This window comes from Micromonospora sp. NPDC005172 (assembly GCF_040608555.1).
Taxonomy (GTDB): Bacteria; Actinomycetota; Actinomycetes; order Mycobacteriales; family Micromonosporaceae; genus Micromonospora.
This window is the reverse complement of record NZ_JBEXIL010000010.1, coordinates 63,835-84,429: the sequence shown is the minus strand read 5'-3', so window position 1 is coordinate 84,429 and position 20,595 is coordinate 63,835. Positions and strand designations below refer to the sequence as shown.

Below are 20,595 nucleotides of genomic sequence, written 5' to 3'. Positions count from 1 at the left end.
CACTTTCGGTCAGCTTCCGTGCGTGTGGGTGTGGCCCTGGAACCGGTGGATCGCCTCCTCGGCGCCGGGGGGCATGCTGCCGTCGGCGTTGCGCACCAGGAAGATGCCGGCCATGCCGCCGTCCGAGTGGTTCTGCACGTGGCAGTGGTACATCCACGCGCCGGGTCCGACGCCCTCCCCGGCCAGCACCTGGAACCCGAACGAGCTGCCCGGGTTGAGGTCCTTGTTGTCGACGACCAGGCTCGGGTCGGCCGGCCCTTCGAGCATTCCGGTGCGGTTGTCGGCCCAGCGGTGCGCGTGCAGGTGGAAGGTGTGGAAGAGGTTGCCGTGCCCGATGGCGAGCCACTCCACCCGCTGGCCCAGGTTCGCCTCGAAGATGGGCGTGTCCGGGGCCATCCGGTTGTTGATCGTCATGTCGTGGAACACGACGGTGAACTGCCTCTCCGGCAGGATGTCGCCCCGACGTCGGACGATCAGCGCGCCGTACAGGCCCTTCGCGACTCCGGCGGTGCCGTGGTCGGTGCCCATGGCGTGGTCGTGGTAGTGCCAGTAGCCGGCGCTGCCCGGCATGTACCGGCGTCCCGCCGCGGCGACCATCTCGTGCGAGCGCCAGACGTACGTCCGCGTCTCGCCCGGGTCGTTGAAGGAGTCGTTGAACGGGCTGCCGTCCGAGTCGGTGCTGTAGTCCACCCCGTGCGGATGGATGGACAGCCGCTGGGTGGTGGTGTTGACCAGCGTGATCTCCAGGGTGTCACCCTCGTAGATCTCCAGCACCGGCCCGGGCACGGTGGCCTGGCCGGGCGCGAGGCCGTACCCGAACAGCCCGCCGGGCAACTGCTCGGCGTAGATGGTGACCTTCCTGGTCACTCCGGCGGCGGCCTGGGCTGGGCTACCTCCGAACGCGCCACCGAGCGTGGGGGCGGACGCGCCCAACGCTCCGGCTGCGAGCGCCCCGGTGGCGATCAGTGATCGACGGGACAGGTGGCGATGGGAGCCAACGGCGTGATCGTCCATGGGTCTCCGTTCCCGACCGGGCGAAGACGCGACGAGCGCAGGGTGCATCGACCGCCGAGCACAAGGCGGCTGCACGACTGGGGTGAGGATCGTCGCGGACTTCGCTCGGAAGACTCAGAACTTTCGATGGATGAACCCAACTTATGTAATCCATCGACGAAAGTACAGGGTCTGATTGCAGGAAGATTACCGTGACATCACGAGGGCCATCTATCGACGAGGCCCGGGAGGGTCAGAGATCGTGTCGGTCGTCGGCCGGCAGGCTGGGGGTTTCGGGCTGCGCGGGCGACTGCTCGGGCTGACCGAGCCGCGCCACGTGGGTCGGGTCGAGGACCCGGGAGAGGAAGGCGCGCGTCCGCTCGTGCTTCGGCGCGCCCAGCACCTCCTGCGGCGGCCCCTGCTCGACGACCACGCCACCGTCCATGAACACGACGCGGTCCGCCACGTCCCGGGCGAACGCCATCTCGTGGGTGACCACCATCATCGTCATGCCGTCCTCGGCCAGCCCGCGCATGACGGTGAGCACGTCACCGACCAGCTCAGGGTCCAACGCCGAGGTCGGCTCGTCGAAGAGCATCAGCTTCGGCTCCATCGACAGCGACCGGGCGATCGCGACCCGCTGCTGCTGCCCACCGGAGAGCTGCGCCGGGAACGCGTCGGCCTTGTCGGTCAGGCCGACCCGCTCCAGGTTGGCCCGCGCGACCCGCTCGGCCTCGGCGCGGCCGCGCCGCAGCACCTTGCGCTGCGCGACCGTGAGGTTGTTGAGCACGGTCAGGTGCGGGAACAGGTTGAACGACTGGAACACCATGCCGATGCCCCGACGCACGGCGTCGATCTCGACGTCCGGGTCGGTCATCTCCACGCCGTTGACCCGGATCGTGCCCGCGGTCGGTTCCTCCAACAGGTCCACACACCGCAACAGGGTCGACTTGCCGGACCCGGACGGCCCGATCACGCAGACCACCTCGCCCTGACCGACCTCGAAGTCGATGCCCTTGAGCACCTCGATCGGGCCGAAGGACTTGTACAGGTCGCGGATCTCGACGGCGGGGCGGGACGGACTGGTCGTCATGCGGGTCACCGGGCCTTGGCGTAGCGGAGTTCGAGGCGGCGTACCACCTGGGACAGCGGCAGGGTGATGACCAGGTAGGCGAGGCCGGCCACCAGCAGCGGGGTGGCGTTCACCCGGTCGTTGAGCATGTCCCGACCGAACTTGGTGATCTCGATGGTCTGTGCCGTCACGCCCAGCACGTACGCCAGCGACGAGTCCTTGGTGAGCAGGATCAGCTCGTTCGTCAGCGGCGGGATGACGATCCGGAACGCCTGCGGGATGACGATCGTGCGCATGGCGGTGAAGTGCGACATGCCGAGGGTGCGGGCCGCCTCCATCTGCCCCTTCGGCACGGCCTGGATGCCGGCCCGGATGGTCTCGGCCATGTACGCCGCGGCGGTCAGTCCGAGACCGATCGCGATCGCGCCGAACACGCCGCCGGGGATCTCCCGCTCCGGGAAGGCGATGGGGATGCCGTACCCGACGAGGAAGAGGACCAGCAGCGCCGGCAGACCCCGGAACAGCTCGATGTACGCGGTCGCCAGCCAGCGGTACGGCGCCACCCGGGACAGTCGCATGAGCGCGAGGACGGTGCCGAACACGAGACCGAACGCGAACGCGCCAAGCGTGTAGAGGATCGTGTTGCGCAGCGCCACGGTGATGATCGTCGGGAACATCGACTCGATGATGTCGACGCGGAAGAACGCGTCGGCCAGTCGACCCCAGTCCGCGGCGGCGAGCACCGCGACGATGATCGCGGCGAAGACCAGGTACTGGATACCGAGGGACAGTCGTTCCCGCTGGCGGCGGCGCAGCTTCACGTTGGCTCGTTGCCTTCCCGGAGTGTGCTGACGGGAAGGGCGCGCATCCCGCGCGCCCTTCCCTCCTGAGCTTCGATCAGGCGTTCGGCCGCTTGCCGATCCACTTGGAGTAGATCGTGTCGTACGAGCCGTCCTGCTTGGCCTTGGCCAGCGTCTCGTTGATCTTCTTGAGGAGCTCCGGGTTGCCGTCCTTCTTCACCGAGAACCCGTACTGCTCGCCGGTGTCGAACTCGGCGGTCACCGTGAACCCACCCGGGTTCTTGCGGAGGTACTCGGTCCACACCGGCAGGTCGTTGACAGCGGCCTCGACCTGACCGTTCGCCACTGCCTGCTGCAGGCCGGCGAGGTCCTCGAACTCGACCAGCTGCAGGCCCTTCTCCTTCTCGAACTTGCGCGCGTAGTCACGACCGGTGGTGGCCGCCTGCACGCCGAGCTTCTTGCCCCGCAGGTCGTCGAGCGACTTGTACGGCTTGCCGGTCTTGACCAGCATCGCCTGCGTCGCGTCGAAGTACGGGTCGGAGAAGTTCATCACCTTCTGCCGTTCGGCGGTGATGGTCATGCCGGCGGCGGCCGCGTCGCACTTGCCCGTGTTCAGGTCCTGACCGGACTTGATCCCCTCGAAGGGCGTGTCGATGATCGTCTGCTCGACGCCCAACTCCTTTGCCACGAGGTCCATCACGTCGACGTCGAACCCGGTGACCTTGCCGCTGGCGTCCTTGGACTGGAAGGGCGGGTAGGGCAGGTGGGTGCAGACGGTCAGCTTGCCGCTCTCGACCAGCTTGACGCCGCTGGCCTGGACCTCGCTGTCGTCCTTCTTGGCACATCCGGCGGTCACCGCCAGTGCGGCGATCGCCACGACGAGGCCGGCCTGGCGGACTGCGCTACGGACCCTCACGAGTGTGTCCCTCCGGTTCGGCTCCCCCTTGTGACGGGCAGCCAGGTTGGTACGAAGACGATGTGACAGGGGACGGTACCTGATTCGTGAAACGGTAACTCAGGTCACGCGGTGTAGCCGACGTGCTGCGGCGACCATCACAGTCCGTGAACAGGACAGTCGACCCCGAAGGGGACGATGTGCTGCTCCAGCCGCGACGATCGACATTTGAGTATCCGAGCCACCCCGAACGAGTAGGCCACCGCCCCGGCGACCGCTGCGCCGCCACGAAAGCTGATAGACGATCAGTGGTACCGCCGCCACCAGAGGGTGAGCAGATCCGATCCCGGATGGGAGGGCAGGCCTGAGGATGGACACCTACCCCACGACACCTCAGATGGCCTTCGCGCAGTTCGTCCGCCAAGCCGTCGACGACGCCCGCGAGGAGCACGGCTGGACCGTCGGCGACATCGCACACCACACCGGGGTGAGCCGCTCGACGCTGTTCCGCTGGCTCGCCGGTGACTGGCAGCGTTACCCGGAACTGGCAAAGGTCCGTAGCCTCTGCGCCACCCTCGATCTCTCCATCGCCGCCGCCATCCGGCCACTCGCGATGCCGAACGCGTCAGTGACGCCCCGGGTGCTGGCCGAGGTCGAAACGGACATGGTCTCCATCCGTCGGCGGTTGCTGGACGACACGGTCTCGGCTGCGGACAAGCGCCACATCCGGGACCTCCTGCGCCGCCTCGCCGGACGGGACCTTCCGGTCGAGGCGTCGTCGCCGTCGAGAAACGGCTCCGGCGCCACCCCGCTATCCCCGTCGCGGGCAGGCGCGCCGCGCCGGTAGCCCGATCGGACGAGCGCCGCACAGTCAGCCGGCATCAGCGCGCGGCGCAGCGCGACCTCAGCGCGCGGCGCAGCGCGACCTCAGCGCGTGGCGCAGCGCGACCTCAGCGCGTGGCGCAGGCGACCTCAGCGCGTGGCGCGACCTGGCCGGCCCGGACCGGTGCCGGAGCGTCGGGAACCGATGCGGGGAGCCCGCACCACAGGTGAGCTGCCGGCTCCGGGGCGGAAGTCCCGGGCCGCGGCGGCCACCATCTCGTCGGGATCGCCTTCGAGCGTCTGCCGGACGTGCGCCGGGACGATCTCGGACGTGGCCATCGCCAGCCGGACCTGCACCGAGCGGTCGTCGACAAGGGTCGCCAGATCCGCCTCGTCCAGCTCCAGCGCGCGGACCAGCGCGGCCCGTACGTCGACCGCCGGGTCCCCGGCCAGAGCGCTGCGCTGCGCGGCGGTGGTCCGCGGGTTGCGGGCGAGCCCCTTGCGGACGCGGACGGTGCGATCGGCCAGCAGGGCGGCGATGACGTCGGGGTCCTGGGTGTGCGTGGCGAGGCGTTCCCGCACCTCGGGTGAGACGTCGTCGACCAGGCGGGCGGCCAGCTCGGGCTCCAGGTCGCGGGTCTCGGCGAGCAGGCCCCGGAGCTCCTTGTCAGGCGCGGCGACCATCACCCGGCGGACCGACTCGTCGCAGGCCGGGTTGCCGGCGACGGCCCACCGGACCCACCGGTCCGCGTCCTTGACCAGACGCAGGAGATTGCCGACCGAGGTCGCGGGATTGCGCGCCACGGCTTCCCGGACATGACGATCATGGTCGCGGGTCAGCGACCGCAGGGCCTGCGCGGGCGCGTCCGGCCGCGCCGCGACCGCCTTGCGAACCGCGACCGACGCATCGGACGCCAGGTCGATGAGGGTCATCTGTGGCGTTGTGGGGTCGTGTGCGACGGCGAGCCGCGCGTCCGCCCCATCACCGGTCGGACGGTCGGTCGTGGTGCCTGACCCGCTGTTCCGGTCGGCCCCGCCGACGTGCTGCTGCTTGCCCATGGGCGCAATCATGGCACGCGCCGAGGCGGACCCCGCGCCGCGCAGCCGTGCCCGCCGCGCCGAGCAGCCGAGGTCAGTCGTGCCGTGGGGCCACCAGACCGGACTCGTACGCGACGACCACGAGCTGGGCACGGTCACGGACGTGCAGCTTGGTCATCGCCCGGTTCACGTGGGTCTTGGCGGTCAACGGGCTGATCACCATGCGCGCCGCCACCTCGTCGTTGGACAGCCCCTGGGCGACCAGGACGACGGCCTCGCGTTCCCGGCTGGTCAACTCCCCGAGACCGGTCGGGGCACGCAGATGGCGTGGCTCGGCGACGTACCGGTCGATGAGCCGGCGCGTGATCGACGGCGCGAGCAGCGCGTCACCCCGCGCGGCGACGCGTACGGCGTGCAGGAAGTCCTCCGGCTCGATGTCCTTGACCAGGAACCCGGCAGCGCCGGCGCGCAGCGCGTGGAAGACGTGTTCGTCGAGGCCGTAGTTGGTCAGGATGACGACGTGCACTCCGGCCAGGGCTGGATCGGCGGCGATGAGCCGGGTCGCCTCGATGCCGTCCAGCACCGGCATCTGGATGTCGATGAGGGCGATGTCGGGTAGGTGCCGACGGGCGAGGGCCACACCCTCCCGGCCGTCGGCGGCCTCGGCCACCACCTCGATGTCGTCCTCGATGTCCAGGAGCGCGCGGAAGCCGCTGCGCAGGAGCGCCTGGTCGTCGACCAGCAGGACGCGGATCACGCGGACGGCCCGACCGGCAGTTCGGCGCGGACGGTGAAGCCACCCTCGTCGCGGGGCGCCGCGTGCAGGTGCCCACCCAGGGCGGTGACCCGTTCGCGCATGCCGAGCAGCCCGACTCCGGGCGTCGGTACGGCGGCCGGTGTGGCCGTGCCGTCGTCGTCGACACGGATCGCGAGGGCGTCCGGACGGTAGTCGACGCGGACCGACGCGGTGGCCGCGGCGGAGTGCCGGGCGACGTTCGTGAGCGACTCCTGGACGATCCGGTAGGCGGTCCGGTCCACGGCCACGGGCACGGCCTGCCGTCGCCCCTGCACCGTCAACGTCGCGTCCAACCCGGCCATCCGCGCCCGCTGCACCAGCTCCGGCAGGTGGTCGAGGCCGCGCGGCGGGTTCCTGCCGTCGTCGCGCAGCGCCTCCAGGGTCGCGCGCAGCTCACGGCTGGCCTCACGGCCGGCTTCGCGGATCGCCAGCAACGCCTCCGGTACCGCCTCGCCACGCCGACGGGCCACGTGGACGGCCACCTCGGCCTGCACCTTGATGATCGAAATCTGGTGGGTGAGCGAGTCGTGCAACTCCCGGGCGATGTGCAGCCGTTCCTCGTCGGCGCGTCGACGCGCGGTCTCCTCCCGGGTGCGCTCGGCCTCGTCGGCCCGTCGCTCGGCCTGCCGCAACGCCTCACCGGCGGCGCCGGCGGCGATCAGCCACGCCACCTCGAGCGCGCCCCGGGCCCGTGCGAGCGCCTCGCCCAACGGCAGGTCCTGCGGCGGGGCGAGTGCCGTGAGGGGCAGCGCGACGAGCATCAGCACGGCGGCGACGACCGTGACGACGCGGTGGCCGGCCCGGACACCGGTGTAGACCGCGACCAGGAAGGCGACGGCCGGCACGTCGAAACCGACCGCCTGGTAGCCCACGGCGCACAGCCCGGTGACGGCCAGGACGGCGACCGGCCACCGACGGCGCACCGCCAGCGCCAGACCGCCGGCGGCCAGCAGCGGATAACCGAGCAGGTCGACGTCGATCGTGGACTGCTCCGCGGACAGCCCGGCGACCACCAGCACCACCGCCACGCCGACGGCGATGGTCCAGTCCCGGACACCGGCACGCCCTGTGCTCATGGACGCACCCTAGCCCGAGGTACGCCCCCGGCGACTCCTGCGCGCGAACGACCGGCGACTACCACGTTCGCGGTAGACACGCGGCGCACGCGCCGTACGTGGCAGGCGAGTGCGCCCATGGTGGCAGCCCGAAGAGCCTCCGGCTGCCGGACGACCGGCGGCCGACGTGGCGACACGATCGAACGACACGACGTACGAGAGGGAGAAGCACATGTCGGTGTTCACCGCTGCCAGGTCCGCTCTGATCGAGGGGTTCGCCGCCCCTGAACAGCCGTTGGCGGCCACCGTCACCACCATGAGCGCCGGTCGGCTCGGGGCGAGCGTGGGTGGTCTGCTGGCCCTGGCGGGGGTGATCGTCGGCGCGGTGGCCCTGGCCCGACCGAGAAGTCGCGTCGGTACCGGCACCGGCATGCTCGGCGCCACCGTGGCCCTCACGTCGGGACTGCTCGGTGTGTGCCTCGGCGCGCTGGTGGTGGCGACCTCCGACAACGGGATCGGCACCGGCAACGGGCGGGGCGGGGCGTACGTGGCCCTGGTGGTGGGGTTGGCCGCCCTGGGTCTCGGCGGCCTGGCGTTGAGCCGCGTACGCGGTTGAGCAATCGCCCGTCCTGCTCGGCGCGGGAGCAGGACGGGCGATCACCAGCGGCTGTTGGACCATCCGTCGTCAGGCGTGCCGCGCGCCTCTGCGGAAGCCCAGGATCACGACCGCGCCCACCACCAGGTGCATCAGGACGAGGGCGAACCTGGTGCCGGCCGTGGCGTCGACCAGGGACGCGGGCACGAGAGACAGCACGAGGACGGCGACGGCGATCCCCGTCCAGATCGTCGTGGCGCGCGCCGAGACCCGCTCGAGCACCGCGAGCAGGCCCCAGCCGAGCAGCGCCGCCACCGCTGCGTTCAGGACGACGGCGAGCACCGTGACGTCCCGCGGGCCGGCGCCCTGGTCGACGGTGAGCTGCGCGCCGGCGAGGGTGGCGATCGACCACACGGCCACGGCGGCGAGCACGGCGACCACGGAGGCGATGGACCGGTCTCGCACGCGCGAAGCGCCGTCGACGGCCCGGGAGGCAGAGGTTTCCGCAGACATCAGGGTGACTCCTCAGTGGAGGGATGGGGTGCCGAGATCGAACCGTACCAGAAGGTTCTGTTCTTAACTATCTCGTTCTTAACTTGTTGCCGGCATCGGGATGCTCCGCTACGAGATAGTTCGAATCACGAACCAATTGCTAGGCTGCCGCCATGACCACCCGAGCCTCGGGAGCCGACGCCGTAGCGCCCGACCTGATGTTTCTGATGTCCTGGGCCACCCACGCGCTGGCGCAGGAGCACGCCGCCGCCCTCTCCGGACTGGGCGTCTCGACGCGTGCCTACTGCGTGCTCGACCGCGGCAGCACCGGCGAGTTCACCCAGAGTCAGCTGGGCGAGATGTGCGGCATCGACAAGACGACGATGGTCGTCACCCTCGACGAGCTGGAACGCGCCGGCCTGGTCGGACGCCGCACCTCGACGACCGACCGACGCGCCCGCATCGTCACCGTCACGCCCGACGGCGAACGGTTGGTCGCCGAGGCGCGGCAGATCGTCACGCGACTGCAGGGTGACATCCTCGCCACGATCCCGGCGCGTGACCGCACGACCTTCCTGGACGTGCTCGGGCAACTGGTGGACGGCCGACTGTCGACGTTCGTGCAGGCCGAGCGTCCCGCCCGCAGGCGATCCTCCCGGGCAGCCTGACCTCGACCGGGGAGCATGGACAGGTGAGTTCGGATCGGCTCCTCGTCACGCTGGACCGCGCGAGTCCGGTGCCGCTGCAACAGCAGCTCTCTGACCAGATCAGCTCATCCGTACGCGCCGGCCGGCTGCGCCCCGGTGACACGGTGCCGCCCAGCCGCGAGCTGGCACACCAGCTCGGGGTCTCCCGGACGGTGGTGACCCGCGCCTACGAGCTGCTGCGGGCCAACGGGGTGCTCACGGCGCGCCGCGGTTCCGGTACGCGGATCAGCGCCGCCCTGGCCGGCTCACCACCACCCGCCCCGCACGTCGCCCGCGCGCACCTGCGACCCGAGCCCCCGCTCCCCACCGACGCCGGAAGCCCACTGTGGAAGCCCTGGGAGCCGGCGCCGATGCACCGGCCGGACGGGACGTACGACTTCCGGCACGGCACACCGGCGCTGGCCAGCTTTCCGGTGACCCGGTGGCGGCAGTCGCTCGCCGACGCGGTCAGCCGGGCTGACGCGGTGGCGTTGGGCTACGGCCCGGCGGAGGGTTCCCCGTCGTTACGTACCCAGATCACCGCGCTGCTGCGGCGCAGCCGGGCACTGGACGCCCGCCGCGAGGACACGGTCGTGACCAGCGGCGCGACCCAGGCCATGGACATCCTGGTCCGGCTGCTCGTCGGCCCGGACGACGTGGTGGTCATCGAGGACCCGAGTCACACCGTGCTGCGGCAGATCTTCGGCTACTCGCGGGCCGCCGTGGTGCCGGTGCCGGTCGACGAGGAGGGCCTGCGGGTCGACGAGATCGACCGCCGGGTCCGCGCGCACGGCCTCGACCCGGCCCGGGTACGCCTCGTCTACGTCACCCCGTCGCACCAGTTCCCGACCGGGTTCATCATGTCCGAGCGGCGACGACGGGCGCTGCTGCGCTGGGCCCGCGAACACGCGGCGACGGTGCTGGAGGACGACTACCACAACGAGTTCACCTTCGCCGAGGAGCGGCTCCCGTCGCTGGCCGCCGACCCGCAGGACGCGGACGTCGTCTACGTCGGCAGCTTCAGCAAGACCCTCTTCCCGTCACTGCGGATCGGGTACGCGGTGTTGCCGCCGCACCTCGTCCGCTCGTTCCTGGGCGTCAAGTGGATCACCGACCGGTTGACCCCGACGTTGAACCAGGAGGCGCTGGCCGAGTTCATCTCCTCCGGCGCGTACGCCCGGCACATCGGCCGGATGGACCGCCTCTACCGCCAACGGCGGGCCCGGCTGCTGGAGGCGCTGTACGAGCACTTCGGCGCCGGGGTGCGGATCTCCGGCACGGCGGCCGGGCTGCACGTCCTGGTGACCCTGGGCGGCGCGCCCGACGTCGACGAGGCCGAGATCGTGCGCGCCGCCGCCGCACGAGGCGTACGGGTCTACCCCGCCTCGGGCTACTTCGTCACCCGCCCGCCCACCGAGCCGACCTTCCTGATCGGGTACGCGGCACTGCCCGCCGCACGGATCACCGAGGGAGTGGCGCTGCTGGCCGCCGCGGTGCGGGGCGTGACGGCTCGGTGAAGCGGGGCCGGTGGAACCGGGCGCTCTGCGCGTACGGGACGGTGCAGTCGAACACGGCCTTGGCCGTGCGCCCGTCGGCCGAGAGCGACGGGGAGTAGCCGGTGTGCTGGCTCGGGTCGAGGGGAAAACCCTCCCGGTCGGGCAGCACGACGAGGTCCTGGTCGGCCTGGAAGCGGGTGACCATCGCCCACCACAGGTCCTGGTCGGACTCGATGTCGACGTCCTCGCCCACGCACAGCACCAGCTTGGCCATCCGGAACTGCTCCAGCACCGCCTCGGCGGCGGCGCGTACCGCGACGTCGTCGTCGGGCCCGCGCTTGGCCGGCCACTGGAGCACCACCATGAGCTGGCCTCCGCCGGAGGTGTGGCAGTGCGCCGCGAGCGCCGGTGTCCCCCGCTGCCGCAGCACGTCCAGCACGGCGGCCTCCATCCCGAAACCGAGCAGCACCGACTGCTCGTGGCCGGGCCCGGAGACCGCCTGCAGGATCGGGCTCTCCCGGGCGGTGATCGCGGTGACCCGGATCAGCGGCAGCGACGGATGTGCCCGACCCTGGTAGCCGAGGAACTCCGGCGTGGCCACGGTGCCGTGCGCGCTCTCCGGCGCATGGTCGGCCAGCAGCTCGCCCTCGATGACGTACTCGGCGTGGGCGATGAACTCGGCGTCCACGGTGGCGCAGGGCAGCAGCTCCACCGCCTGACCGGCGAGCGCACCCGCCACCGCCAGCTCGTCGAGGTCGGACGGAACCAGCGACGTCGGGCAGCAGGAGGACAGCAGCACCGCCGGGCTCAGGCCGAGGTGGATCGCCACCGGCAGCGGACGGCCCCGGCGCAGGGCGGCCTGGTACGCGAGTTCCAGGTCGCGCCCCGGCACCATCCAGATCGTCAGCGTGTCGGGGCCCTGCACGCACATGCGGTGCACGGAGAGGTTGCGGACCCCGGTGTCCGGGTCGGTGGCGAGCACCGCGCCGAGGGTCAGATAGGGCCCGGCGTCCTCGTCGGTGAGGACCGGCACCGGCAGCGCGGTCAGATCCAGCGGCAGCCCCTCGCGGGGCCAGCGCGACGGGTCGGCGCAGGACACCGACGGCCGGGGAGCTGCCACCGCGTCGAGCAGCCGGTGCGGCAGTTCGGCAGGCGTGCAGCCGAGCAGCCCGGCAGCCCGGCGGCGGGTGCCGTACAGGCCCATCAGCACCGCACGGGTGGGCCCGTCGTCGGGGCGTACCCGGTCGAACAGCACGGCCGGGCCGGCGCCCGTGGGCGGGGCGGCGGGCGCACCCGCCCAACGGGCGTAGTGGGCGGACACGCCGTAACGGGCGGGCAGTTCGGTGGCGACGCGCACCAGCTCGCCGGGGAGCGGATCGAGGCTGGCCAGGGCGTGCCGCAGGTCGATCGGCGAGCGATGGCTCATCTGGTGTCCGTCGGCGGTGCGGCGGCGCGGCGGGCCGCCAACATGTCGAGCTGCATCAGGGTCAGCTCCTCGATGAGGGTTCGGTACGCGCCGACGGCCACCTCGGGCGGCATGCCGTGCCCGACGGCCAGGCCGTGTACGCGGTCGAGGACCTGCCGCACCCGCTCGGGTGAGCGGACGGTCGTCTCGTCCGTCTTGTGCACGGTCAGCTCCCGCACCACGCGGGTGCGCTCGGCCAGCAGGGCGATGATCTGCCGGTCGAGCCCGTCGATGGCGACCCGCAGCTCGGCGATCCGCGCCGGCCCGTCGGCGTCGCCGGCCCCCGTCGACCCGGCCGGCGACACGACACGGTGCTGGTCGCTCACGGCTGCGGCACCTCGTCGACCACGAAGACGACCGTGGGCTCGGCGTCGCTGCCCTGGGAGCGGTGCTCCTCGTCGTCGGGGATGACGAAGCCCATGCCGGGCCGGCACGGCACCGACCGGTCCCGGAAGTGGATGGTGAACTCGCCCTGGAGCACGTAGCCGGTGTGCCCGCGCAGACACCAGTGGTGCTCGTCGAAGCCGGGCGGCAGCTCCAACAGGCGCAGACGCTGACCGCCCACGAAGGTCATCTTGACCCGGCCCTCGGCGCCCGGCTTGTCCCACCTCTGCCACTCGGTTGCCGGGAAGTCGATGCCGACCGGCGCGGCGACCTGCTCAGTGGACATTCTCGATATCTCCTCTGCTCTGGACGGGTTCGGTGCGGCGGGGCCGCGGGACGCGTTCGTTGCGGTCCCGGCGCGGGAGGACCGGACCACCGTCGGCCCGCTGGTGCCGCTTGAGCAGCTGCACCATGTCGAGCATCCGGTGCACCATCCGCTCGAGCGCGTCGACGCCCTCGGCGTCGGTCAGGCCGGGACTGCCGGTGGTGTTGCGCAGCAGGACGGGGAATCCGCTGCCCACCAGGATCATCCGGTTGAGCAGCAGGTTGTTGACGATCTGGTTGTGCACCGAGGAGTCGCTGTACCGACGCCCGGTGACGATGATGCCGCCGACCTTGTCGGCCAGCGGGCGGGTGAACCGCAGATAGCCGACGCCCGCCCGCTCGATGAAGACCTGCATGAGATGGGCGAGGCCGAAGCCGTGCACCGGGGCCGCGTAGATCAGCCCGTCGGCGGCGGCCATCTGCTCCACCAGGGCGGGGACGTCGTCGTCCACCACGCAGGGCAGCGTGCGGCTGTTGCAGTCGCCGCACGGGCTGCACGGCGAGATGCGGTGCTCACGGAGCACGATGCTGCGCAGGGTCGCGCCGCGCTCGGCGATCAGGCGGCCGGCGTACGCGATGGCGTGGTCGGTGTTGCCCCCGGCCCGTTCCGATCCGTTGATGGCGAGGATGGTCGCTGCTTCGCTGTGCATTGGCACCCCCGGTGCTCGGCGCGGGGGCGGACGCCACGACGGCGTCCACCCCCAGCGAGATCAGTCCGTCAGCTTTCCGGCGAAGTAGTCGATGTAGGCCTGCATGTCGAAGTGGCCGTGCCCGGAGAGGGAGAAGACGATCGCCTTGGACTCGCCGGTCTCCCGGCAGTGCAGGGCCTCGTCCACCGCGACCCGGACGGCGTGGGTGGACTCCGGCGCCGGCACGATGCCCTCGCTGCGGGCGAACAGCACACCGGCCTCGAAGCAGGCGCTCTGTGGCACCGCCCGCGCCTCGATGAGGTCGATGTCCCGCAGCGCGCTGATGATGGGGGCCATGCCGTGGTAGCGCAGGCCACCGGCGTGGATGGCCGGTGGCCGGAAGTCGTGGCCCAGGGTGTGCATCTTGGTCAGCGGAGTGAGGCCGGCGGTGTCGCCGAAGTCGTAGTCGTAGGTGCCCCTGGTCAGCGACGGGCAGGAGGCCGGTTCGACCGCGACGAACCGCACCGCCGGGCCGCCGCCCAGTTGCCGGCGCAGGAACGGCAGGGCCAACCCGGCGAAGTTGGAACCGCCGCCGGCCGCGCCGATGACGACGTCCGGGTAGTCGTCGGCCATGGCGATCTGGAGCAGCGCCTCCTGGCCGATGATCGTCTGGTGCATCAGCACCAGGTTGAGCACCGAGCCGAGGGCGTACTTGGCGGTGCCGCCGCTGAGCATCGCCGCCTCCACCGCCTCGGAGATGGCCAACCCGAGGCTGCCGGTGGAGTCGGGGTCGGCGGCGAGGGCCGCCCGGCCCGCCTCGGTGCGATCGCTCGGGCTCGCCGTGACCGACGCGCCGAACGTCTCCATCAGCCCGCGCCGGTACGGCTTCTGGTCGTAGCTGACCCGCACCATGAAGACCTCGCAGTCGAGGCCGAAGTACGTGCAGGCCATCGAGAGCGAACTGCCCCACTGGCCGGCGCCGGTCTCCGTGGTCAGCCGCTGCACGCCGTCGAGCTTGCTGTAGTACGCCTGCGGCACGGCGGTGTTCGGCTTGTGGCTGCCGGACGGGCTGACCCCCTCGTACTTGAAGTAGATCCGGGCTGGGGTGTCGAGGGCCCGCTCCAGGCGGTGGGCGCGCACGAGCGGGCTGGGCCGCCACTGGCGGTAGATGTCGAGCACCGGCCCGGGGATGTCCACGTCCCGTTCGGTGCTGAACTCCTGCTCGATCATGCCGCTGGCGAAGAGCGGTGCGAGGTCCGCCGGGGTGAGGGGTTCCCGGGTGCCGGGGTGCAGCATCGGGGGCAGGCCCTTGGGCAGGTCGGGAACCACGTTGTACCAGGTCGTCGGGATGTCACTCTCGGGCAGCACGAACTTCGACGTGGTCATGGCCTCTTCCGATGAGGGGTGGGTGTCAGGGACTGGCGGTGGCCGGTTCGACGGACGTCGGCACGGGCCGGACGGCCGGTCGGATTCGCAGCGCCGCGAACGCGACCACGCCGACCACCGGGGTCAGCAGGAGTATCAGAAGGACCGGTCGGTGCCCCTGGGTCTGCCAGACGAAGCCGAGACCCATCGGCACGACCAACCGGGCGGAGCTGAGCACGAAGGCGTTCAAAGCCATGAAGCTGCTGACCCGGCGCTCCTGCACGTGATCGGCGATGTAGGTGGGCACCACCACCGAGGCGATGATCTCCCCGAGGGTCCAGACCACAGTGGAGAGCAGGACCGCGGGCAGCGAGAAGGCGAACACCAGGACGGCCATGCCGGCCGACCAGAGCAGGCCGGCCACCATCAGCAGGACCCGGGTGGAGTACGCCTTCATCCGCTTCTCGATCAGCAGGCTGGCGCTGACCACGACGACGCTGTTGATGGTGTAGACCGCGCCGACCACCGCCACCGACGAGTGCAGCACGGTGGTGACCGCGAGGGGCAGCGTGTATTCCAGGCCGATCAGCGGGGCGACGTAGCAGAACGAGACCAGTACGAGCAGCGCCACGTCGACGTCCCGCCGCAGCCCGGCCCACCGGGTGGTGACGGCCGGCGCGGCCGTGGGGGCGCGCCGGGTGTCGGCGGGTACGAAGAGCCAGATGGTGGCCGCCGCGAGCAGACCGAGCAGGATGTTGCCGGCGAACATCAGCTCGTACGACAGGGCCGCCGCGAACCCGCCGAGCAGCGGCCCGACCCCCATGCCGAGGTTGTTGGCGAGGTAGCTGACCGTGTACGCGAAGGGCCGCTCACCCGACTCGGTCAGGTCGGCGATCAGCGTGTTCGCCGCCGGGGAGAACATGCCCATCCCGACCAACGCGACGAAGAGCAGCACCGCGTACGTCCAGGTGGGACCGTCGACCAGAGCCAGGCCCAGATAGCCGGCGGCGTTGAGCAGCAGGCTCGCCACCAGCGCGGCGCGGCGCCCGGCCCGGGCGCAGACCGGGCCGCTGAGCAGGCTGCCGGCGAGCAGACCGGTGCTGCCGACGGAGATCAGCACGCCCGCCTCGCCGGTGCTGAGGTGCCGGCTCTGCACCAGGTAGACCGCCAGCAGTGGGAAGACGAACATGCCGGCCCGGTTGATGAAGGACGCGTAGACCAGCATCCGCAGCGGGCGCGGCAGGGCGCGGAACCGGGTCAGCCACATGAGGACTCCCCCACCGGCTCGGTGCGTACCTCGAAGGAGTCCCGGATGACTTTGAACCGGGCGCGGACGTCGTCGAAGTCCCGGCCCTCGCAGACGTACCAGCCGAGCACGTCGTTGGAGGCGGTCGGCACGGCGAGCACGTCGCCGACGCTCTTCCACACGTCCGCGTCGCGCACCGCGTCGAGCGCCCGCAGGTCCTGTGCCGACGTGATCGCGGTGATCCGGCCGTACCGGTCGGAGCACAGGTACTCGGTGCCGATCTCCGGCCCCAGAGCAGCGGCGGGCACGTGCTCCGGGTCGAGTTCGAGGCGGCACCACTCCCCCGCGAGGTTGATGCCGCGCCCGGCCTCGATGGCCGGGACGATCGAGCCGCCGCCGGCCCGGGCAGCCGCCTCGCCGAAGATCACCTCGCCGTCGTCGCGGAGGAAGAACTCGACGTGCGCCACGCCCGTACGCATCCCGAAGCCGCGCAGCACTGTCGCGCTGGCGGTCAGGATGTGCCGCTCCGCCGTGGTCAGGTCGTGCTTGCGGGAGACCGTGCCGCCGGGCTCGTCGCGGAACTCGAGCACCGAGTACGTGTAACGGGAGAGCTGCTCGAAGACCACCTCGCCGTCGCGCAGCAGCGAGTCGACGTGGTACTCGGCCCCGCGGACGTACTCCTCCACGCGGTAGTCGTGCCGGTCGTCGGCGATCAGCGGCCACACCCGGGCCAGGTCCTCGGCGGAGTCCACCCGGTGGGTGTCGCCGCAGGCCCAGCCGGCGTACGGCTTGACGACCACCGGCCAGCCCACCTCGGCGGCGAACTCGGCGACCGCCCCCACCGTCTCGGGGCGGCACGAGCGCGCCACCGGCACGCCCAACTCGGTGGCCCGCCGGTGCATGACGTTCTTGTCCCGGAAGGTCAGCGCACCCTCCGGGTCGAGCCCGTCGATGCCGTGGTCACGCCGGCAGTAGGCGGCGGTGAGCACGTCACCCTCGAAGAGCGGGAAGATGCGACGCACCGGGTGGGCGGCGACGATCGTCGCGACGACCGATCGGACGGCCTCGCGGTCGTCGAGGTCGGCGTGGTAGCAGGGCAGACCGGCGACGTCGGCGGACGGCTGCCCGGTCGGCAGCAGCGCGACGGCGGCCACACCCCGCTCGGCGGCGGCGGTGACCACGGCGCGGAACTGGGCCGCGTACCGACCGGCCACCGGGCGGTAGATCACCAGGATCGCGCCGGTCACGGCCGGCTCCGATTGTTGCTGCCCGCGGGGCTCAGCGGTCCCGCGGTACGCAGGACGGCGCTCGTCGCGTCGCGGTCGAGCACCGCCTCCTGCCGTTCGCCGACGGTCATCTCGTCGAGGACGCCACCGAGCCGGGCCAACGCCTGCGTCACCTCCGCGCGTCCGCCGGGGTGGGCCGACTCGACGGTGAGCAGCAGCGCGTGCCGGCCCAGGTCGGTGCGGACCAGGTGACCCTGCCGCCAGTTCCAGCGCCGCGAGTGGGCACGCCCGTCGGCGTCGGCGTAGACGACCTCGCCCGGTTCGGGGTGCTCGGGCGCATCGGGAGCGCCCAGTGGCAGGTAGGTCTCGGTGCCGTCGGCCGGCCGCACGACGAGGTCGGTGACACCGTCGACCGCGCACGAGGCCACCGGCAGCGCCGCGCCGAGCGACACCGCGTTGCAGAGGTCGACCAGGGCGTTGATCCGGGGCAGCCGGTCACCCTTGGCCACCCTCCGTGCGATCGACTCGGCGGCGCACGGGAACCGGTTCGGGTTGACACCCACCGCCCGGTACGCCTCCCGCCACGCCGCGATGCCCGGCAGCTCGGCCACGCCGGCCTTGTCCAGGCCGGCGGCGTGCAGCGCGTCCTCGGAGGCGGTCAGCAGCGCCGACACGGTGGGAGGTGCCGGCGCGACCTCGACCACCGGCAGGGCGAGCACGCCGAGCACGTAGTCGGGCACCGCGGTCAGCACCCGGTCGTCGATGCGGACGGTGAGAGTGGCCGCACCGTCGCTGAGCTGGGTCATCGTGATCCTCGTGAGGGTCGGGTCCGATTGTCCGCCCGACCGTACGCAGCGGGACGACCACCGGTTGTGGCCAATCCGGGGTGATCCGGTGAGTCCAATCCGGGTGGCCGGTCCACGGCCGCCGAGGCGTGCCGCAGGAAATTGTCGAACAGCCGCAGCCCAGCCTCGGTGAGCACGCTCTCCGGGTGGAACTGCACCCCCTGCACCGCGAGCGTCCGGTGCCGTACGCCCATCACGTAGCCGTCGTCGGACGACCGGGCGGTGACCCGCAGGGCCGGTGGGGCCGGATCGGCGACGATGAGCGAGTGGTAGCGGGTGACGGTGAGCGGGGCGGGCGCGTCCTCGAAGATCCCCTGACCGTCGTGGGTGACCACGCTGGTCTTGCCGTGCATCAGGTGCCGGGCGACCGCGACCGTCCCGCCGTAGGCGAGACCGATCGCCTGGTGGCCCAGGCAGACCCCGAGCAGCGGGACCAGGCCGGCGAAGGCGTGCACCAGCTCGACGTGCCCGGACTCGGCCGGATGGCCCGGCCCGGGGCCGAGCACCACCGCGTCGGGCCGCAGGGCCGCGAGCTGGTCACTGGTCCGCGTCCGGGAGCGGACCACCACGGTCCGCGCGCCGAGGGTCCGCAGGTACTGGTCGATGATGTGGGTGAAGCTGTCGTACGCGTCGACGAGCAGGACCCTCACGGCAGCAGCTCCGAACGGTCAGGGCCCAGTAGGTGGCGCTCATCTTGGCCAGCGTCTCGCGCCACTCGTCGCCCGGCGTGGAGTCGGCCACGACGCCGGCGGAGGCCTGGGTGCGGTAGTGCCCGTCGTCGTGCACGGCGGTGCGGATGCAGAGGGCGAGCACCGCGTACCCGCGGACGTCGACAAGCCCGACCGCGCCGGCGTAGACGCCTCGGGGCTCGTCCTCCAGGCCGTCGATGATCTCCATGGCCCGCAGCTTCGGCGCGCCGGTCATGGTGCCGGCCGGGAACGTGGCGCAGATCGCGGCCCACACGTCGGCGTCGTCGGCGAGCTGCCCCGAGACGGTCGAGACCAGGTGGTGCACGTACGCGAACGGCTCGACGTCGAACATGGCGTCCACGCTGAGCGTCCCCGGCACGCAGACGCGGCCGATGTCGTTGCGGCACAGGTCGACGAGCATGACGTGCTCGGCCCGCTCCTTCTCGCTCGCCGCCAGTTCGGCCACCCGCCGACGGTCGGCCTGCGGGTCGGCGGCCCGGGGCGCGGTGCCGGCGATCGGACGCATCGAGAGCCGGCCCTGTTCGATGCGCAGGAACAGCTCCGGGCTCGCCCCGATGACGGTCCGGCCGGCCCACGGGGTCAGGTACATGTAGGGCGACGGGTTGCGGTGGCGCAACCGTTGGTAGACCTCCAGCGGCGTGAGCGTGGTCTGCACGTCGATCCGGTGGCCGATCTGGATCTGGTAGCTGTCCCCGACCTCGATGTGCCGCAGGCACTGCTTCACCCGGGCGGCGAACATCTCCTCGTCGACGGTGTCCCGGATCAGGCTCGGTGGCGGGGCGGCCGGCACGTGCGGGTGGTCAGCGGCCAGCCGCTCGGGCAGCTCCGGCAGCCGGGCGTCGTCCGGTGGCAGGTGCGGGCCGGTGGCGCGGAGCTGCCGCACCGTGCCGGCGCGCAGATCCCACCAGACGGTGTGCCGGAACAGCGCGAGGGTGCACCGGGGGATGTCGTCGACCACCCGGTCGACCCCGAGGTCGTCCATGTCCCGCGCCGCCTCGTAGGCCAGGGTGGTGAGGAAACCGAACGCGAAGCTGTCGGTGGGGACGGTCGTGCGCACGGCGAACGCCCGCTGTACCGCCCGGACGGCGGCCCACACCTCGGGCGGGCCGGGGACCGGCCAGACCCGCCGCGCGGCGGACTGCCGGACCGGCTCGCCCAGGATGGCGGTGAGCACGGCGGCCAGGGCGTCGCCGAGCGGACCGTCGGCGGTCAGCTCCAGGCGGTCGGCGATGAATCGCACCTCGGCGAGAAGGCCCCAGCCGACGGCTGCGGCATACCGGTCCTGAGCAGGACCGTCCAGACTTTCGAACAGATACAGATCGTCGCGGGAAAGGCTTTCGGTGAGTGCCTCGTAGAGCGACAACGGATCGATCGATGGCAGTGTGACAGATGTCACTTCCACCTCTATCGAGTTCGCCAATGGTGTATGCGCACCGCTCGAAGAATGTGACCAGATCGACCACGTGGCGCGTTCGGTTGACAATAGGGACACTTGCGGAACCCCCTCTGAACAGCCCGATTCCGCGCCGCCGTTGGCGCTCACCCCGCCGACGACACGGCAGGTCGGACCCTTCCCCCAGGCGAAAGGACTCGCACGGACGCCTCGATGCCGGCAGCGGAGGCGTCCGCATTGGACACGCTCGGAACGTACGCCCTGATTC

Annotated in this window: 20 protein-coding genes and 2 pseudogenes; 4 read left to right on the top strand and 18 right to left on the bottom strand. The window is 71.5% G+C overall.

Annotated features, from left to right (window positions below):
* Window positions 1-9: 9 nt before the first annotated feature.
* From ABZV06_RS09495 to ABZV06_RS09480, 4 genes are all read right to left on the bottom strand, one after another.
* The gene (locus ABZV06_RS09495; protein ID WP_355240925.1) at window positions 10-1,014 is read right to left on the bottom strand and encodes a multicopper oxidase domain-containing protein; all 1,005 of its coding nucleotides are present in this window, start codon (window positions 1,012-1,014) and stop codon (window positions 10-12) included.
* Between the two features lie 232 nt (window positions 1,015-1,246).
* Window positions 1,247-2,086 (bottom strand): amino acid ABC transporter ATP-binding protein, encoded by an 840-nt coding sequence (locus tag ABZV06_RS09490; protein WP_355240922.1) that lies wholly within the window; start codon window positions 2,084-2,086, stop codon window positions 1,247-1,249.
* 5 nt (window positions 2,087-2,091) lie between these two features.
* Entirely contained in the window at window positions 2,092-2,886 is a 795-nt protein-coding gene (locus ABZV06_RS09485; RefSeq protein ID WP_355240919.1) for an amino acid ABC transporter permease, read from the bottom strand.
* 76 nt (window positions 2,887-2,962) lie between these two features.
* On the bottom strand, window positions 2,963-3,781 hold the full coding sequence (locus ABZV06_RS09480) for a basic amino acid ABC transporter substrate-binding protein (RefSeq protein WP_355620095.1): 819 nt from the start codon (window positions 3,779-3,781) through the stop codon (window positions 2,963-2,965).
* 349 nt (window positions 3,782-4,130) lie between these two features.
* On the opposite strand from ABZV06_RS09480, the pseudogene ABZV06_RS09475 reads away from it, so the two are divergent.
* Window positions 4,131-4,517 (top strand): annotated as a pseudogene (locus ABZV06_RS09475) (helix-turn-helix transcriptional regulator); the annotation flags it as partial.
* A 215-nt stretch (window positions 4,518-4,732) separates the two neighbouring features.
* On the opposite strand, the gene ABZV06_RS09470 reads toward ABZV06_RS09475, so the two are convergent.
* The 3 genes from ABZV06_RS09470 to ABZV06_RS09460 all read right to left on the bottom strand — a co-directional run bounded on the left by ABZV06_RS09470 (window position 4,733) and on the right by ABZV06_RS09460 (window position 7,492).
* A complete protein-coding gene (locus ABZV06_RS09470; RefSeq protein WP_355240914.1) occupies window positions 4,733-5,641 on the bottom strand; it encodes a hypothetical protein in 909 nt (302 codons plus the stop codon).
* A 73-nt stretch (window positions 5,642-5,714) separates the two neighbouring features.
* The gene (locus ABZV06_RS09465) at window positions 5,715-6,377 is read right to left on the bottom strand and encodes a response regulator transcription factor (protein WP_355620092.1); all 663 of its coding nucleotides are present in this window, start codon (window positions 6,375-6,377) and stop codon (window positions 5,715-5,717) included.
* Entirely contained in the window at window positions 6,374-7,492 is a 1,119-nt protein-coding gene (locus ABZV06_RS09460; protein ID WP_355240908.1) for a histidine kinase, read from the bottom strand. The genes ABZV06_RS09465 and ABZV06_RS09460 overlap by 4 nt, the downstream gene beginning before the upstream one ends.
* Before the next feature lie 211 nt (window positions 7,493-7,703).
* Between ABZV06_RS09460 and ABZV06_RS09455 the strand changes: the two genes are divergently transcribed.
* Window positions 7,704-8,087 carry a DUF6223 family protein gene (locus ABZV06_RS09455; protein ID WP_355240905.1) on the top strand — a complete coding sequence of 128 codons (384 nt, stop codon included), beginning with the start codon at window positions 7,704-7,706 and terminating at the stop codon, window positions 8,085-8,087.
* A 69-nt stretch (window positions 8,088-8,156) separates the two neighbouring features.
* On the opposite strand, the gene ABZV06_RS09450 is transcribed toward ABZV06_RS09455, so the two are convergent.
* Window positions 8,157-8,579 carry a DUF6069 family protein gene (locus ABZV06_RS09450; RefSeq protein ID WP_355620090.1) on the bottom strand — a complete coding sequence of 141 codons (423 nt, stop codon included), beginning with the start codon at window positions 8,577-8,579 and terminating at the stop codon, window positions 8,157-8,159.
* 152 nt (window positions 8,580-8,731) lie between these two features.
* On the opposite strand from ABZV06_RS09450, the gene ABZV06_RS09445 reads away from it, so the two are divergent.
* Complete coding sequence (locus ABZV06_RS09445; RefSeq protein ID WP_355240900.1) at window positions 8,732-9,226, top strand: MarR family transcriptional regulator; 495 nt, start codon at window positions 8,732-8,734, stop codon at window positions 9,224-9,226.
* Window positions 9,227-9,249: 23 nt separating this feature from the next.
* Complete coding sequence (locus tag ABZV06_RS09440; RefSeq protein WP_355620087.1) at window positions 9,250-10,761, top strand: PLP-dependent aminotransferase family protein; 1,512 nt, start codon at window positions 9,250-9,252, stop codon at window positions 10,759-10,761.
* Here the strand turns inward: ABZV06_RS09440 and ABZV06_RS09435 are convergent.
* The 10 genes and pseudogenes from ABZV06_RS09435 to ABZV06_RS09390 all read right to left on the bottom strand — a co-directional run bounded on the left by ABZV06_RS09435 (window position 10,706) and on the right by ABZV06_RS09390 (window position 20,330).
* On the bottom strand, window positions 10,706-12,166 hold the full coding sequence (locus ABZV06_RS09435; RefSeq protein ID WP_355240895.1) for a UbiD family decarboxylase: 1,461 nt from the start codon (window positions 12,164-12,166) through the stop codon (window positions 10,706-10,708). The two genes, ABZV06_RS09440 and ABZV06_RS09435, sit on opposite strands and share 56 nt — an antisense overlap.
* Window positions 12,163-12,531 carry a chorismate mutase gene (locus ABZV06_RS09430; RefSeq protein ID WP_355620084.1) on the bottom strand — a complete coding sequence of 123 codons (369 nt, stop codon included), beginning with the start codon at window positions 12,529-12,531 and terminating at the stop codon, window positions 12,163-12,165. Before ABZV06_RS09430 ends, ABZV06_RS09435 begins: the two co-directional genes overlap by 4 nt.
* A complete protein-coding gene (locus ABZV06_RS09425) occupies window positions 12,528-12,875 on the bottom strand; it encodes a cupin domain-containing protein (RefSeq protein WP_355240889.1) in 348 nt (115 codons plus the stop codon). Before ABZV06_RS09425 ends, ABZV06_RS09430 begins: the two co-directional genes overlap by 4 nt.
* Window positions 12,865-13,563: a flavodoxin family protein gene (locus ABZV06_RS09420; protein WP_355240886.1), complete on the bottom strand. Its 699-nt coding sequence runs from the start codon at window positions 13,561-13,563 to the stop codon at window positions 12,865-12,867. The genes ABZV06_RS09425 and ABZV06_RS09420 overlap by 11 nt, the downstream gene beginning before the upstream one ends.
* A gap of 60 nt (window positions 13,564-13,623) precedes the next feature.
* The gene (locus ABZV06_RS09415; protein ID WP_355620081.1) at window positions 13,624-14,928 is read right to left on the bottom strand and encodes a TrpB-like pyridoxal phosphate-dependent enzyme; all 1,305 of its coding nucleotides are present in this window, start codon (window positions 14,926-14,928) and stop codon (window positions 13,624-13,626) included.
* A gap of 25 nt (window positions 14,929-14,953) precedes the next feature.
* On the bottom strand, window positions 14,954-16,174 hold the full coding sequence (locus tag ABZV06_RS09410; RefSeq protein ID WP_355620078.1) for an MFS transporter: 1,221 nt from the start codon (window positions 16,172-16,174) through the stop codon (window positions 14,954-14,956).
* Window positions 16,165-17,400 (bottom strand): ATP-grasp domain-containing protein, encoded by a 1,236-nt coding sequence (locus ABZV06_RS09405; protein WP_355620075.1) that lies wholly within the window; start codon window positions 17,398-17,400, stop codon window positions 16,165-16,167. Before ABZV06_RS09405 ends, ABZV06_RS09410 begins: the two co-directional genes overlap by 10 nt.
* Window positions 17,397-18,185: a phenylalanine--tRNA ligase beta subunit-related protein gene (locus ABZV06_RS09400; protein WP_355240874.1), complete on the bottom strand. Its 789-nt coding sequence runs from the start codon at window positions 18,183-18,185 to the stop codon at window positions 17,397-17,399. The genes ABZV06_RS09405 and ABZV06_RS09400 overlap by 4 nt, the downstream gene beginning before the upstream one ends.
* Window positions 18,186-18,310: 125 nt before the next feature.
* A pseudogene (locus ABZV06_RS09395) lies at window positions 18,311-18,874 on the bottom strand (aminodeoxychorismate/anthranilate synthase component II); the annotation flags it as partial.
* Window positions 18,762-20,330, bottom strand: coding sequence for an anthranilate synthase component I family protein (locus ABZV06_RS09390; RefSeq protein WP_355620072.1), 1,569 nt, complete (start codon window positions 20,328-20,330; stop codon window positions 18,762-18,764). The gene ABZV06_RS09390 and the pseudogene ABZV06_RS09395, both read right to left, overlap by 113 nt.
* Between the last annotated feature and the right edge of the window lie 265 nt (window positions 20,331-20,595).

Excerpts from the sequence above, each read along its gene's own strand:
- ABZV06_RS09495 (WP_355240925.1), bottom strand. The coding sequence starts at position 1,014 with ATGGACGATCACGCCGTTGGCTCCCATCGCCACCTGTCCCGTCGATCA.
- ABZV06_RS09490 (WP_355240922.1), bottom strand. The coding sequence starts at position 2,086 with ATGACGACCAGTCCGTCCCGCCCCGCCGTCGAGATCCGCGACCTGTAC.
- ABZV06_RS09470 (WP_355240914.1), bottom strand. The coding sequence starts at position 5,641 with ATGGGCAAGCAGCAGCACGTCGGCGGGGCCGACCGGAACAGCGGGTCA.
- ABZV06_RS09460 (WP_355240908.1), bottom strand. The coding sequence starts at position 7,492 with ATGAGCACAGGGCGTGCCGGTGTCCGGGACTGGACCATCGCCGTCGGC.
- ABZV06_RS09455 (WP_355240905.1), top strand. The coding sequence starts at position 7,704 with ATGTCGGTGTTCACCGCTGCCAGGTCCGCTCTGATCGAGGGGTTCGCC.
- ABZV06_RS09450 (WP_355620090.1), bottom strand. The coding sequence starts at position 8,579 with ATGTCTGCGGAAACCTCTGCCTCCCGGGCCGTCGACGGCGCTTCGCGC.
- ABZV06_RS09445 (WP_355240900.1), top strand. The coding sequence starts at position 8,732 with ATGACCACCCGAGCCTCGGGAGCCGACGCCGTAGCGCCCGACCTGATG.
- ABZV06_RS09435 (WP_355240895.1), bottom strand. The coding sequence starts at position 12,166 with ATGAGCCATCGCTCGCCGATCGACCTGCGGCACGCCCTGGCCAGCCTC.
- ABZV06_RS09425 (WP_355240889.1), bottom strand. The coding sequence starts at position 12,875 with ATGTCCACTGAGCAGGTCGCCGCGCCGGTCGGCATCGACTTCCCGGCA.
- ABZV06_RS09420 (WP_355240886.1), bottom strand. The coding sequence starts at position 13,563 with ATGCACAGCGAAGCAGCGACCATCCTCGCCATCAACGGATCGGAACGG.
- ABZV06_RS09415 (WP_355620081.1), bottom strand. The coding sequence starts at position 14,928 with ATGACCACGTCGAAGTTCGTGCTGCCCGAGAGTGACATCCCGACGACC.
- ABZV06_RS09410 (WP_355620078.1), bottom strand. The coding sequence starts at position 16,174 with ATGTGGCTGACCCGGTTCCGCGCCCTGCCGCGCCCGCTGCGGATGCTG.
- ABZV06_RS09400 (WP_355240874.1), bottom strand. The coding sequence starts at position 18,185 with ATGACCCAGCTCAGCGACGGTGCGGCCACTCTCACCGTCCGCATCGAC.